Origin of the sequence: Pseudomonas sp. ADAK7, assembly GCF_012935675.1 — a bacterium.
GTDB lineage: Bacteria > Pseudomonadota > Gammaproteobacteria > Pseudomonadales > Pseudomonadaceae > Aquipseudomonas.
In genome coordinates, this window is sequence record NZ_CP052861.1 from 7,037,885 (window position 1) to 7,051,186 (window position 13,302).

Annotated in this window: 13 protein-coding genes; 2 read left to right on the plus strand and 11 right to left on the minus strand. The window is 57.7% G+C overall.

Annotated features, from left to right (window positions below; genetic code table 11):
* Nucleotides 1-52 precede the first annotated feature (52 nt).
* From HKK53_RS32120 to HKK53_RS32140, 5 genes are all read right to left on the minus strand, one after another.
* Nucleotides 53-817 (minus strand): ABC transporter ATP-binding protein, encoded by a 765-nt coding sequence (locus HKK53_RS32120; protein WP_169374088.1) that lies wholly within the window; start codon nt 815-817, stop codon nt 53-55.
* 19 nt (nt 818-836) lie between these two features.
* On the minus strand, nt 837-1,949 hold the full coding sequence (locus HKK53_RS32125; RefSeq protein WP_169374089.1) for a succinylglutamate desuccinylase/aspartoacylase family protein: 1,113 nt from the start codon (nt 1,947-1,949) through the stop codon (nt 837-839).
* A gap of 9 nt (nt 1,950-1,958) precedes the next feature.
* Entirely contained in the window at nt 1,959-2,654 is a 696-nt protein-coding gene (locus tag HKK53_RS32130) for an ABC transporter permease (RefSeq protein ID WP_169374090.1), read from the minus strand.
* 16 nt (nt 2,655-2,670) lie between these two features.
* Nucleotides 2,671-3,360 (minus strand): ABC transporter permease, encoded by a 690-nt coding sequence (locus HKK53_RS32135; RefSeq protein ID WP_149659861.1) that lies wholly within the window; start codon nt 3,358-3,360, stop codon nt 2,671-2,673.
* Nucleotides 3,361-3,439: 79 nt separating this feature from the next.
* Nucleotides 3,440-4,216, minus strand: a complete 777-nt coding sequence (locus tag HKK53_RS32140; protein WP_169374091.1) for an ABC transporter substrate-binding protein — start codon at nt 4,214-4,216, stop codon at nt 3,440-3,442.
* Nucleotides 4,217-4,867: 651 nt separating this feature from the next.
* On the opposite strand from HKK53_RS32140, the gene HKK53_RS32145 reads away from it, so the two are divergent.
* Nucleotides 4,868-5,908, plus strand: coding sequence for an ABC transporter substrate-binding protein (locus tag HKK53_RS32145; RefSeq protein ID WP_169374092.1), 1,041 nt, complete (start codon nt 4,868-4,870; stop codon nt 5,906-5,908).
* A 156-nt stretch (nt 5,909-6,064) separates the two neighbouring features.
* Here the strand turns inward: HKK53_RS32145 and HKK53_RS32150 are convergent, their stop codons facing one another.
* From HKK53_RS32150 to HKK53_RS32160, 3 genes are all read right to left on the minus strand, one after another.
* Nucleotides 6,065-7,369: an MFS transporter gene (locus tag HKK53_RS32150; RefSeq protein WP_237150819.1), complete on the minus strand. Its 1,305-nt coding sequence runs from the start codon at nt 7,367-7,369 to the stop codon at nt 6,065-6,067.
* A 183-nt stretch (nt 7,370-7,552) separates the two neighbouring features.
* A complete protein-coding gene (locus tag HKK53_RS32155) occupies nt 7,553-8,413 on the minus strand; it encodes a CAP domain-containing protein (RefSeq protein ID WP_169374094.1) in 861 nt (286 codons plus the stop codon).
* Between the two features lie 400 nt (nt 8,414-8,813).
* A complete protein-coding gene (locus tag HKK53_RS32160) occupies nt 8,814-9,224 on the minus strand; it encodes a hypothetical protein (protein ID WP_169374095.1) in 411 nt (136 codons plus the stop codon).
* A gap of 344 nt (nt 9,225-9,568) precedes the next feature.
* Here HKK53_RS32160 and HKK53_RS32165 point away from each other — a divergent pair, with 344 nt between their 5' ends.
* On the plus strand, nt 9,569-10,300 hold the full coding sequence (locus HKK53_RS32165) for a carbon-nitrogen hydrolase family protein (RefSeq protein WP_178117473.1): 732 nt from the start codon (nt 9,569-9,571) through the stop codon (nt 10,298-10,300).
* 123 nt (nt 10,301-10,423) lie between these two features.
* On the opposite strand, the gene HKK53_RS32170 is transcribed toward HKK53_RS32165, so the two are convergent.
* The 3 genes from HKK53_RS32170 to HKK53_RS32180 form a co-directional block, all read right to left on the minus strand.
* Nucleotides 10,424-11,068, minus strand: coding sequence for a hypothetical protein (locus HKK53_RS32170; protein WP_169374097.1), 645 nt, complete (start codon nt 11,066-11,068; stop codon nt 10,424-10,426).
* Between the two features lie 17 nt (nt 11,069-11,085).
* The gene (locus HKK53_RS32175) at nt 11,086-12,135 is read right to left on the minus strand and encodes a DUF262 domain-containing protein (protein ID WP_169374098.1); all 1,050 of its coding nucleotides are present in this window, start codon (nt 12,133-12,135) and stop codon (nt 11,086-11,088) included.
* Nucleotides 12,136-12,700: 565 nt separating this feature from the next.
* Nucleotides 12,701-13,108: a hypothetical protein gene (locus tag HKK53_RS32180; RefSeq protein WP_169374099.1), complete on the minus strand. Its 408-nt coding sequence runs from the start codon at nt 13,106-13,108 to the stop codon at nt 12,701-12,703.
* Nucleotides 13,109-13,302: the final 194 nt, after the last annotated feature.

The following is a 13,302-nucleotide window of genomic DNA, read 5'->3' on the forward strand; positions in this document are numbered from 1 at the left end:
GGTTGGCTGGAGTGTATCCGAAGCCAACCGTGGGTGCGCAGCGCCTGCGGGATTACTTCAAGCTCCCCGACAGAAACTGCTGCAGGCGTTCGGACTGCGGATTGACCAACACTTCGCGCGGGTCGCCACGCTCCTCGACCTGGCCCTTGTGCAGGAACACCAATTGGTTCGAGACCTCGCGGGCGAAGCCCATTTCGTGGGTGACGACCACCATGGTCCGGCCTTCCAGCGCCAGGTCCTGCATGACTTTGAGCACTTCGCCGACCAGTTCCGGGTCGAGGGCCGAGGTCGGTTCGTCGAACAGCATCACTTCCGGTTCCATGGCCAGTGCGCGGGCAATCGCCACGCGTTGCTGCTCGCCGCCGGACATGTGCGCCGGCCACGCGTCCTTGCGATGGGCGACGCCGACTTTATTCAAGTAATGCTCAGCCTTTTCCCGCGCTTCTTTCTTGCCCATGCCGAGCACGTGCACCGGGGCTTCCATGACATTTTCCAGGGCGCTCATGTGCGACCACAGGTTGAAGTGCTGGAACACCATCGACAACCGCGAACGCATGCGTTGCAACTGTTTCGGCTCGGCAGCCTTGAGCCCGCCGAGCTTGTTGGTCACCAGTTTCAAAGGTTCGCCGTTGAGTACGATGTTGCCGGCGTTCGGCTGCTCCAGCAGGTTGATGCAGCGCAAAAAGGTGCTTTTGCCGGAGCCGCTGGAGCCGATGATGCTGATCACGTCACCGGCCTTCGCTTCCAGGGAAACGCCCTTGAGCACTTGGTGGGCGCCGTAGCTTTTGTGCAGGTTCTGGATTTCAAGTTTGTACATGCTGTTCACTCTTCTGGCGTCAGTCGCTGAGCAAGCGACCCTGGCGAATAAGGCGGGTACCGGCGACTTTGGCCAGCCACAAACCGGGTTGGGCAAAGCGCAGGCGCTCGCGGGCATAGAGGATGCCGTCGGTGCTGGCGCGCACGATGCTGTGGCGATCGGTCAGCGGATCCAGCACTTCGAACAGCGGATCGCCAACCCGGACTCGCGCGCCCAACGGTTGCAGGAAACTCACCACGCCGGGGTGCGGCGCATAGGCGTATTGCGCGCCGGCAAATGGCGTGGCGTCACAGCAGAATAACGGCGCTTCGGGCCAATCGCCGCTGATCAGGCCTTGTTCGGCGAGGTAACCGAGAATGGCTTCGGCGCTGTCGACGCACTGCTCGCGCTCGGTGTCGGCCATGCCGCGCAATTCGATGGTGGTGGCCGCGCAGGCCAATGGAATAGCGGCTTCGGGAAACAGCTCGGCCAAGCGCAACCAGGGAAACGCGCAGGCTTCGTCGAAGGCACTGCCGCCGGCATCTTCGGCCAGCAGCGCGGCGCCGGCCCCGAGGCGAGCGGCCAATGAACGCAGGCGCGGCCAGTTTTGCGGCATGGCGTAAAGCAGCATGATCGACTCGAAGTCGCAGTGCAGGTCTAGCACCACGTCGGCGTTACACGCGTGTTCCAGCAACAGGCGACGCAGGCCATCGAGTTCCGAGGTCGCGGGCGGCATATCGGCGAGGACATCGCTCATGGCGCGACGGATCAGCGCGGTGTTGATGTTGGCGTCGTCGCCCAATTGACCTTGCATCAACGCTGCTACGGCTTCGGTCAGCTCCGGGAAGTCGCGGTTGAAATTCTTGCCGCTGTTGAACTCGAAACGCCCCTGATGCGTAGCCTGGAACATCTGGCCGATGCCGATCGGATTAGCCATCGGTACCAGTTCGATCACGCCGTTCAGCCGACCTTGTTCTTCCAGCAGCCGCAAGCGGCGCTTGAGCTCGACCGCCACGCGCATCCCCGGCAGCTCATCGGCATGCAGGGACGCTTGGATGTACGCCTTGCGCGGTCCACTGCCAAAGCGAAACAGCGACAGGCGCCGTTCCGTGCCCGAAGCACTCCACGGCAACAGATATTCAATGTGTTCCATACACGCTCCTTAGTGCTTGCGCGGTGCCAGGTACGCCAGCCAGCGGCGCTCGGCCAGCTTGAACAGACGCACCAGAATGAAGGTCAGGGCCAGGTAGATCAGGCCGGCGGTGATGAACGCCTCGAACGGCAGGTAAAACCGCGAACTGACGGTTCGTGCGGCGCCGGTAATGTCGACCAGCGTGACAATCGACGCCAGGCTGGTGGTTTGCAGCATCATCAAGACTTCGTTGCTGTACTGCGGCAGCGCCCGGCGCAAGGCCGAGGGCAGGAGGATTCGCCGGTACAAGGTGAAGCGCGACATGCCCATGGCCTTGGCGGCTTCGATCTCGCCGTGGGCCGTGGACTTCAGGCTGCCGGCCAGCAGTTCGGCGCTGTAGGCGCTGGTATTGATCGCGAAGGCCAGGCAAGCGCAGAAAGTCGCGCTGGACAGGTACGGCCACAGCGCGCTTTCCCGCACCGCGGCGAACTGCGCCAGGCCGTAATAGATCAAGAACAATTGCACCAGCATCGGCGTGCCGCGAATCACATAGGTGTAGAGCCACGCCGGAAAGCTGATCAGCGGCGAGCGGGACACGCGCATCAGGGCCAGCGGGATCGCCAGCACCAGGCCGAACGCCAAGGAAATCAGCAGCACTTTGAGGGTTAACAGGGCGCCGTTGAAGTACAGCGGCAGGTTGTCCCAGATCAGGTTGTAGTCGAGCATTGAGGGCAACTCCCGATCACAATTCGGCGGCTTTGATGCCGACCGAATAGTGTTTTTCCAGATAGCGCAGCACCAGCAACGACACGCTGGTGAGCATCAGGTACAGCGCCGCCACTGCGAGAAAAAAGGTGAACGGCTCGTGGGTTGCATCCGCCGCGTTCTTGGCTTTGAACATCATGTCCTGCAGGCCAATCACCGAAATCAGCGCAGTGGATTTGGTCAGCACCAGCCAGTTGTTGGTAAACCCCGGGATGGCGAAGCGGATCATCTGCGGCACCAGGATTCGCCAGAACACTTGCGCGCCCGTCATGCCATACGCCGCGCCGGCCTCGGCCTGGCCTTTGGGGATCGCCATGAACGCGCCGCGAAAGGTTTCCGAGAGGTAGGCACCAAAAATGAAGCCCATGGTGCAGACGCCGGCGATGAAGGGATTGATGTCGATGTAGTGGGTGTAACCGAGCGCGAGGGCGATGCGGTTCACCAGGTCCTGGCCGCCGTAGAAGATCAGCAGGATCAGCACCAGGTCCGGAATCCCGCGAATCAGCGTGGTGTAGCTTTCGCCGAGCATGGCCAGCCATTTCAGGGGCGACAGGCGAAAGGCTGCACCGATCAGGCCGAGGGCAATCGCCATGGCCATGGAGGTCAGGGCCAGGTTAATGGTCAGCCAGGCGCCATCGAGAATGCTCGATCCGTAGCCGTGAAGCATGATGAAGTCCTCAAAAAAACCGCGAGACAAACCGCTGCGCCGCCTGCCGGAGACGGGCGCCCGGGTGACAGGTAAGGGGTTACTCGCCGTAGATATCGAACGCGAAGTACTTGGCCATGACTTGCTGGTACTTGCCGTTGGCGCGGATCGCGTCAATCGCGGTGTTGAGGCGTGCGGTGTTCACGCTGTCACCCTTGCGCACCGCGATCCCGGCGCCGCGACCGAAGTATCTCGGGTCGTTGATGTCCGGTCCGACGAGGGCGAAACCGTTGCCCGCCGGGGTCTTGATAAAGCTCTCATCGGTGTTGACGATGTCGGCGAGGGTGGCGTCGAGGCGACCCGAGGCGAGGTCGAGGAACGCTTCATTCTGCGACCCGTAGCGCACGACGCTGACCCCGGCTTTTTCCAGTTGATCGGTGGCGAAGCGGTCATAGGTCGAGGACCGTTGCACCCCGACTTTCTTGCCCTTGAGATCCACCAGCGGATCGTTGATCACGTTGCCACCCTTCATCGCGAACTTGCCCGGCGTGTGGTAGTACTTTTTGCTGAAGTCGACCGACTTCATCCGGTCTTCAGTGATCGACATCGACGACAGCACCGCATCGATCTTGCGCACTTTCAGCGACGGGATCATGCCGTCGAATTCCTGGATCACCCACTCACACTTGACCTTCATTTCCTCGCACAGCGCGTTGCCGATGTCGTAGTCGAAACCACTGACATTGCCTTGCGGGGTCTTGTAGGAGAAGGGCGGGTAAGCGGCTTCGATCCCGATGCGCAGGCTGTCTTCATCGGCGTGGGCCAGGAAGCTCGCGGCGCAGAGGGTCAGGGCGCCTAGAAGTGCTGTCTTGTTCATATTGTTGACTCCTTGGTGGGACGGTTGGGGGTATTGCTGCTGCCACACGATCTGTACCAGCTGCCGAAGCCTGCGTTCGGCCTGTAGCAGCTGCCGAGGTACGAGGCTGCGTTCGGCTGCGCAGCAGTCGTAAACCTGAGAACGCGGTCTTCCTGAAACACCGCGCCGTCTGATTTCGCGACTGCTTCGCAGCCGAACGCAGCCTCGTACCTCGGCAGCTGCTACAAGCGAACGGGGCTGGCGGTGGTGTTGGTGTGGCTATAAATGACACGTAATATTTCATTAATCAATACATTGAAAATAAACATATCAAAACGAAACGCAAAAAATCCCGGTTTCACCCAGGGTTTGAATGTTTGGAGGCTTGTCGCAGAAGGGTTTCGGTGGGACGGGGAGGTGGCGAATACCGTCAGTCGGATCACCTGCTAACGAGCTTTTTTATCGCTCCCAAGCATATTTTTAATAATTTTCCTCTGTAGAGGGATGACGCACTATCGAGCCACACCCCGCGTGGTTCGGCGTTCCCGGATGGAAGCCGTTACTCAGAACGATGTAGGTCCCATGAGGCCAGCACGATGGAACTGTTATTGGTCTCTGGCCAGCACTGCCCGGCTTTACCCTAATTTTAAAAAACAGCTGTGGGAGCGTTCCATGTCTTTAACCTTACGTACGTGCATCCCTTTTTCCCTGGCCCTGTTGTGCACCGGCGTGTTCGCCGCACCGCAGGATTTGACCGTCATTTCCTTTGGCGGCGTCACCAAGCAGGCCCAGAACAAAGCCTACTTCCAACCCTTCAACGCCAGCGGCGCCGGGCGCATCGTCGCCGGCGAATACAACGGCGAGCTGTCGAAGATCAAGGCCATGGTCGATGTCGGCCACACCAGTTGGGACGTGGTCGAGGTCGAGAGCCCGGAACTGTTGCGCGGCTGCGATGCCGGTTTGTTCGAGAAACTGGACGCGTCCAGTTTTGGCGACCAGAGCCAATACGTACCGGGGACCTTCACCGAGTGCGGCGTCGCCACCTACGTGTGGTCGATGGTCATGGCCTACGACCAGAACAAACTGACCAAGGCCCCGACCTCCTGGGCGGATTTCTGGAACGTCAACGACTTCCCGGGCAAGCGCGGACTGCGCAAAGGCGCCAAGTACACCCTGGAAATCGCGCTGCTGGCCGATGGCGTTGCGCCGGACCAACTCTACAAAGTCCTGAACACCCCCGAAGGCGTGAGCCGCGCCTTTGCCAAGCTCGACAAGATCAAGTCGAACATCCAGTGGTGGGAGGCCGGCGCGCAACCGGCGCAATGGTTGATTGCCGGTGACGTGGTCATGAGCGCCGCCTACAACGGCCGCATCGCCTCGGCCCAGAAAGAAGGCATGAACCTGAGCATTGTCTGGCCGCAAAGCCTCTACGACCCGGAATACTGGGCCGTGGTCAAAGGCACGCCTAACAAAGCGTTGGCCGAACGTTTCATCGCGTTTGCCAGCCAGCCGCAAACCCAGAAAGTATTCTCGGAAAACATCCCCTACGGCCCGGTCCACCGCCAGGCCCTGGCCCTGCTACCGCCGCAAGTGCAACAGCAACTGCCCACCGCCGACGCCAACATGGCCAAGGCCCGGGCAGTGGATGCGGAGTTCTGGGTGGACCATGGCGAGGAGCTGGAAGAGCGGTTTAATGCGTGGGCTGCGCGCTAAGTCCGTTCAAAAACAGAACAAACGATGAATAACCTGTGGCGAGGGAGCTTGCTCCCGCTGGACTGCGCAGCAGTCCCTCTTTGGGGGTCGCTTCGCAACCCAGCGGGAGCAAGCTCCCTCGCCACAGGTTTGGTGTCATGCCCTTGAGTCTCTCGCTCAGCGCGCTACCAACCGCAACCCGCTCGCCACACTCCCCACCGCCGCAAACCCAGCCCCGATACTCAACGCCAGCACCGGCCCATGAGTCCCCGAAATCCCGAAACTCAACGCCACCAACGCCGCGCCGGTCGCCTGGCCGATCAGCCGGGCCATGGCGATGGTGCCGCTGGCGCCGCTGGCGCGTTCCCGGGGGGCGCTGGTCATCAGGGCTTTTTGGTTGGGGGCCTGGAAGAAGCCGAAACCGATGCCGCAGATGATCATGCGAATCACGATTCCGGTGGCGCTGGGGTCGCTCGGCAGCAAGGCGAAGGAGACCATGCCGGCGCTGAGGATGGCCAGGCCGATGCCGCCGAGCAGGCCCGGCGGGTAGGTGTCGGACAGGCGTCCGGCCATCGGTGCGATAAGGGCCACGACGATGGACCACGGCGTCATTAGAAAACCGGTCTGGATCGGATCGCGCCCCAGGGTGGTTTCGAAGAAGAAGGGCAGCGAGACGAACGCCAAGCCTTGGGTGGCGAATGAACAGAACGCGGTCAGTGCCGATAAGGCAAACATCGGGCGCTTGAGCAGGTCCAGCGGGAACATCGGCGTCGGGTGTCCAGCCTCGCGGCGCAACATCAACGCCCCGGCGATCAGGAACACCGCCAGGGCGATCACCACGCTGCTCATCGAGCCCAACTGCGCCGCCTGGCTCAGAGAGAAGATCAGCGCACCGAACGCAATGACGTTGAGCACAGCGGTCAGGCGGTCAAACACCACGGCTCTAGGCTTGCTGGTCGGCAAGGAACTCCAGGCGAAGGCGAGGGCAAATAAACCGAGGGGCAGGTTGATCGCAAACAGCCACGGCCAATTAGCCACCGACAGCACCAGTGAGGCGATGGTCGGGCCGGCGGCGAAGCAGGTGCCGACTACCAGCGCGTTCAACCCCAGGCCGCGACCGAGGCGTTCCGGAGGGAAGATCAAGCCGATCAGCGCGGCGTTGACGCTCATGATCGCACTGGCCCCGACGCCTTGGAGAACGCGGGCCACAGTCAGCGTCGGCAACGACCATGCGAGCGCACACAACGCCGAAGCCACCACAAACAGAATGATCCCGCCGAGGAACACTTTGCGATGACCGATGATCCCGCCCAGCGCGGCAAACGGCAGCAACGTGGCCACGGCCGCCAGTTGATAGGCGTTGATGATCCACACCGACGCGGCGGGCGAGGCCTGCAAATCCGCGGCAATGCTCGGCAACGCGGTGTTGGCGATGGCGGTGTCGAGCACCGCCAGGGCAATCGACACCAGAATCGCCAACAGCCCACGGCGTTCACGGGGGGTGAGTCGGCCAGGGGCGGTGGCGGGCAGATTCGCGGCGGGCTGAGTCATCGGCTGCGACTGGCCAGGACTGAAAGACTGATCATTGAAAACCCCCGTGTGCAGGCGTTGCGCAAGGCCCTCACTCTACCTAAATCCATTGCGGTTCTGTAGACGCTTCGCCACTCACTTCGCCCCGAACAGCATCGTCCAATACACACCTTCATCGCTGCGCGCATCCGTAGCAAAAGCAGCGCCGACCTGGGTAAACATCGGGTTCATCAGGTTGGCGCAATGCCCGGGACTGGCCAGCCAACCGGCCATCGCCTTGCTCGGCGAACCCTGGCCGGCAGCGATGTTTTCGCCAATCTGCCGGCCACGGTAACCGGCGGCCCTGGCGCGGTCCGACGGCGTTTCGCCGTCGGCGTCCTGGTGCGCGAGATAATTACCGTAGGCCATGGCCTTGCTGTGACCTTGCGCGGCGGCGCCCAACGCCGCGTTCCAGCTCAGTGGCCGGGCGGCGGCGAAGCGCTGGCGACCACACATTCGCGGTTTGGCCCGGGCGGCGTTGACCTCGGCCAGCAAGGTCTTGCTCGCCGCCCGACTATCGCCCATCCGACTGTCGAGCAACGGCCGCGCCAGCACCACTTGCCATTCGCTGCGGGCGCGGCTGATGCCGATGTCGGCGTACTGCGCATCGAGCAGCGCCCCGCAATAATTGCTCTGCAGCATATCGAAAGCATCTTCGGCATCTTGCGCACCGACCAGGCGGATGGTGCGCACGGTCACCGCTTGATAGCCGTTCTGCTTCAACCCCTCGCGCAACGCGCCGCCATAACCGATCGGCAAGGCCAGGTTCGACTTCAGCGCCAACGGCGTCAACGCCTGGGTCGGACGCACCGAGCAGCGGCGGGGGTGGGCACGGTAGTCGTTGATGTCCGACACCAGTTGCCGTTCTTCACTGGCGTGGGCGGGCGTGGCGAACAAGGAGAACAAAGGAAAAAGACAGAGCGAAACAACGCGAAAGGACACGACGGTTTGGCGCATGGGGCGAGCGGCTCGGATAAAAGACGACCAGGGGCTGAGGCTGCGTTTTGCCGTGTGAGTGGGCGAGCGCATGTCAGGGCAGGTCTAAGACTGCGGGTTTTAAATCTGGTTCATGATGGCCATGGCGTGTTTTACGCTGCGCGTAGTCGGTGACCCTGTATGCGTTTAGGATTGCACGACCCCATAAGACACCCGCCGGAACTGACGCGATGAAGCGTGCGATCAGCGAAGAACGTCTCAGACGAACACGCACTTTGTAGCCGCTGGCGAAGCCTGCGTCCGGCTGCGAAGCAGTCGTCATACCTGAGCGCGCGATCTTTCTGATGCAACGCGTTGCCTGATTTCACGACGGCTTCGCCGCCGAACGCAGGCTTCGCCAGCTGCTACAAGGTGAAAACAGTCACTGGCGCGGTAAGTATTGAGTGAACAAATCAACCAGGCCCTGCGGCGCAGTCTCGTTGAAAAACAACTTCAGGTTCTTGTCCGTTTCCGCCGCCGTCTCTGCACTGCGAGGGAACAGTTCCTGTTCATAGGCCAGCAGCGCGGCGTCGACGTTTCCAGGATGGGCGACTATCGCTTCTGCGAGCAATGCGCCGTCGTACAGGGCAAGAGCGGCTAACCTTTGCTTCGGCGACCTAGCAATACCAATAAGCCAATCAACTGGATCGCGCCCACGCCCATCGCCACTTTCTGCGCCACCGGCCCCAAGTTGCTCAGCCATTGGATCAAAAACACCAAACCCACCGCGCAGAAGGGGATCATGCACAGGATGAAAAGAATGTTGATCAGTTTCCGATGGCGTTGGGTCCATGTGGATTGGCCTTCCTTTGGCGCTGAGGTATCCATGAGGGATAACGCGTTCAGGAGGGCTGCGAGAAATTCAGGCATGACTTCCCTTTGATGCGATGTTTTGAGCCGCGTGAGCGGGGTGGGGTGAATATAGCAGGTGGTGGGATGTGGGCTGTTTGGGGTGGAAACGTTGGTTGAGAGGGGGGTTATTGATTCAAGTATGGATCATGTCGACTGCGGGTAAACGCGCCCCCGCACTTTGCAAATTACCAACGTTCGTGCAGCATACATTGACTTTCAGGCAGGGGCTGAGCACCGGTTCAGTCACTCGCGAAGCTAACCCAACACATGGACGCGAGACGGGAAATGAAGCTAATCGCTGCGCAAATCCTCGCTGTACCGGGCGAAGTTGAAAAAAACATCGCCAGACACATTGATGTCATCCACTTGGCTGCAAGCCAAGGTGCCAATCTGCTGCTCTTTCCCGAACTTTCCCTTACCGGTTACGAACCCGGGCTGGCCGACGTCTTGGCAGTGCATCCAAGTGATAGCCGTTTTGACGAGTTCCAGGCGTTAAGCGACCGATATGGCATGCTCATCGCGGTGGGTGCGCCAACGAAGGGCACCAAAGGCACCGAGATCAGTATGATTACCTTCCAGCCAGGGCTGGAGCGCACAACCTATTCAAAGCAGCTTTTACACGCCGACGAATTACCTTTTTTCACCCCGGGCACCCAAAAGCTTGTGATCAGTCAGGCGAATTTTGTCCTGGCACCCGCCATCTGCTACGAGTCATTGCAATCCAGCCATGCCGAACAAGCCGCAGAGTCAGGCGCTCAGGTTTATCTGGCAAGCGTGGCCAAGTCTGAGAGAGGAGTTGCATCGGCTTACAGTCATTATCCGATGATTGCTAAAAAGCATTCCATGACAGTGATGATGGCCAACTGTATAGGCGCCGCCGACAACTATGTAGCAGCGGGTCGGTCTGCCATCTGGAACAGTGACGGTGAAATTGTTTGCGGCGCTGACGCCTTTCAAGAGGCATTGGTTGCGTACGACCTACAGACTGGAGAAGCGGGTATTTTCAGTTTGGCTTGAACGTCTGCTTATGATCGCCGTTCTTCCAAAACTGTCGGTTGCTTCGGGTCATTTGCGGCCCGTCGTGACAGGCAGAAAACGGCCAAAAGCGGACGCTTAGCCATTCCCAAATATCTATCTAAATTAACGCACCGCGCCTTGTGCGATGGTTTTCATGTCATCGGTCCAAGAGAGAAAAGCGAACTCTTGACTCAGAGGATCTCTCCAAGTCATCACATCTGTCGGATGGACTACTGCCGATGCGATGTAAAAAGGTGCCAGGGTCTTTAAGTCAGCTTTGGTTTGATGATTTCGATGGGCACAGGCATTCCTAACTTGCTGGCAATGCTTTGGGCCAGTTAAACCACCTGCCAAATAACCTTTCAAAGTGCCACCATTACCTGGGCTCAGCGCATTTACAATATCTGATATTTTGCTGCTATCACCCCAGGTGGGTTCTTTTATCAAAAGTGAATTGAGATCTGTTGGCTTAATGGCAGCACCATTTGCTGCCCTCAGAGCTATGTACGATGCGCGCTGCCATATAGCAGGTGCTACTGATGCTGCATGTGTTACACCATTTGCCGTTTTGCACCCTAGAGATGAATAGATGGTGACTTGCCTTACAAAGGAGCAATATGCTTGCCACGCACTGGAAAGTATCCCCTCTAGAAGGTAATGTCTATTCGATTTATCGTTGTTATCGTTTGCTATCAGCGTCTCCTTAAAATGTTTCTCGGAACGATGTATCTGTAGCTCAAATCGGAAGTAAATGCTATTCAAGTCCATTTTTCAACGTCCGACAATTAAAGCTCGTCTCTGAGCGCCTTGCACATAGAAAGGGTTCTTTCCATCCGTTGTTTTTCTCGGTTTGTACCGCTACTCATTGCCTCAACGTATGCAGGGAAACGAGACATGTCTTTACTTTCGTGGGCAGCGGCCAATTCTAGAAGGTTTCCGATCGCTCGGTCGGGCGGGCAGGTTATAGCTCGACCAACTGGGGAGAGTCCTGTGGCCTGCTCAAATCCGGGTAGACCAAACATGTTGTGGTAGATGGCGCAGAATAACGCGTGGATAGCGTGAGGTTTTGTGAGATACGACCCTCTAATTCCCGACAGATCTTGGGCAATGACTTCAAAAATTCGGCTGATGTCCTCCTCTATCTGTTCACTCCCTGGAAAAGCTTGGTCGTATTTTTTATATAATGCATGAAGCTTTGCATCGCTAGTGCTGGTAATGCCCTCTTGTATGGCTAGTACGAGGTCTGCGATAAACGCAGCGTCATTCATTCTGACAATTTGACGAGTCGTAAAAATCCCCCATTCATACAGCAGCTGGGTATCGTCTAAAGCTCTAGTTATCAGATCCTTGAATTCACCAAAGAACTCAGAGTGACGCTTTTCCGCTGCATTAAGCGGAAGCGTATAGGCGTTCATTCTCCGGAACATCTGAAGTATTTCCGAGTACCCCGCGTCTCGAATCACATCAGTGGATACCGTATAGAAGATGAACTTGTCTTGAGTATCTTCGTCAAGATCGGAGAACCTGGCTCCGTTGTAGTTGTTGGAGTTTTTGCCAAGAGCGAATTTATCATTTAGGAAATCATAAATAGTGGTAATTCTTTGCTGTCCATCGACAATTTCAGTTCTTACCTTCTTCGTTTTCCTGTCTAGATACTCGTGGAAATAAATTTTAGGGAAGGGATATCCTTCTAAAATAGTATCGATAAAATAGCTTCGGGACGCGTTTGGCCAAAGACCGGGTGAGCGTTGATATCCGTGGTTTGCTACAAGATCTCCGCGAGTCAGCATGTCCCTTAGATTTGCAATTGATAGCTTGCTTTCGTCAACCTTCATTCGTAGCTGTCCTTGATAGTCGGTTCTGTGGTGGCATTGGTACTACCAGATTGCGAAATTCGCAACCTTTGCCTAAAACTGCATTTGGTACGAGCGCTGGATGTATTGAGGGCGTCGATCCTGCATTGAGGCTGGCGCACCCCATGGGTGCGCGGGGATCACGAGGTATATCGGCCTCCTATGGACAGTATTTCACACTAATAGCCAGGCAGGTCGAGGGCTATTGAGGGGAAGGTTCCATCACCGAATTTTCCTGTTGATCCTTGATTGCTTTCAATTCAGCGCGCCGCTGAGCCTGATTCATCTATGTAGATCAGCCCGAATTTGAGGTTGGTATGTAGTCGTATAACGGCACACTGATGCTTGGTAGGGAGCAACCTCCCAACCCTCACATGGAGTGACGGATTTGGAAAGGTTCCGATTTCTGCCCCTAGGATTGATGGGAAGTATTTCACTGACCGCTTTTGGCCGATTTCTGCCACTCACGAGGGGCTGAAATCGACCCCTAGGAGACGTTCATACTAGAGATGACAGATCCGTCTCCGCTGGGGGATTGCTTGTGAATCTAAGCGTCAGATTCTTTTTTTGCCAGCCTGATGGCTGTAGTCATATGCGGTACGGCGTAGGCCTTGTACCAATGATTCATTCCTGCAATAGCTTTCTGAGCGGGTGCCGTGTCGGCTGCTCCGACCAATTCCGCACAAGCCTGCGCCATTGAGACAAGAATGCGGGCTGCTTCTGGAACGTAGGGAAGGTCATTTCCAGCCTCATGACGCTCACGAATGATCTGGTAACGAATGTTTTCCGGGAGCGTCCAGGCACTGATTAAAAACTCCTGAACGGAGTAATCGACGCCTTTGATTTCCACGGTCGCGGAGCGATGTTCTTCATTGAATCCAGCCATTTCGATCTGCTCACAGCTATCAATGACAGTGTTCATCATTTCTCGAATTTGTTGCCAATCAGTTTTCATTCGAACTCCTTTTCAATGTTCCCTTTTCAGCAGGATACGTTGAGTGTATTTCTGTGCACAGGTGAATGGCAGCTTCTGGCCCAGAGTGTGTAAAAACGCTTTCGTATCTTGAGTGCGTAAACCAGGCGTTCCTGGGCGATGCGATTGCCCAAGCGTTTTCCGTGATGGGCATTACTGACGTTCCAAAGCGGTTA

Coding starts and splice junctions, on each gene's coding strand:
- HKK53_RS32135 (WP_149659861.1), bottom strand. CDS start 3,360: ATGCTTCACGGCTACGGATCGAGCATTCTCGATGGCGCCTGGCTGACC.
- HKK53_RS32145 (WP_169374092.1), top strand. CDS start 4,868: ATGTCTTTAACCTTACGTACGTGCATCCCTTTTTCCCTGGCCCTGTTG.
- HKK53_RS32120 (WP_169374088.1), bottom strand. CDS start 817: ATGTACAAACTTGAAATCCAGAACCTGCACAAAAGCTACGGCGCCCAC.
- HKK53_RS32180 (WP_169374099.1), bottom strand. CDS start 13,108: ATGAAAACTGATTGGCAACAAATTCGAGAAATGATGAACACTGTCATT.
- HKK53_RS32170 (WP_169374097.1), bottom strand. CDS start 11,068: ATGGACTTGAATAGCATTTACTTCCGATTTGAGCTACAGATACATCGT.
- HKK53_RS32130 (WP_169374090.1), bottom strand. CDS start 2,654: ATGCTCGACTACAACCTGATCTGGGACAACCTGCCGCTGTACTTCAAC.
- HKK53_RS32140 (WP_169374091.1), bottom strand. CDS start 4,216: ATGAACAAGACAGCACTTCTAGGCGCCCTGACCCTCTGCGCCGCGAGC.
- HKK53_RS32175 (WP_169374098.1), bottom strand. CDS start 12,135: ATGAAGGTTGACGAAAGCAAGCTATCAATTGCAAATCTAAGGGACATG.
- HKK53_RS32125 (WP_169374089.1), bottom strand. CDS start 1,949: ATGGAACACATTGAATATCTGTTGCCGTGGAGTGCTTCGGGCACGGAA.
- HKK53_RS32165 (WP_178117473.1), top strand. CDS start 9,569: ATGAAGCTAATCGCTGCGCAAATCCTCGCTGTACCGGGCGAAGTTGAA.
- HKK53_RS32160 (WP_169374095.1), bottom strand. CDS start 9,224: ATGGACCCAACGCCATCGGAAACTGATCAACATTCTTTTCATCCTGTG.
- HKK53_RS32155 (WP_169374094.1), bottom strand. CDS start 8,413: ATGCGCCAAACCGTCGTGTCCTTTCGCGTTGTTTCGCTCTGTCTTTTT.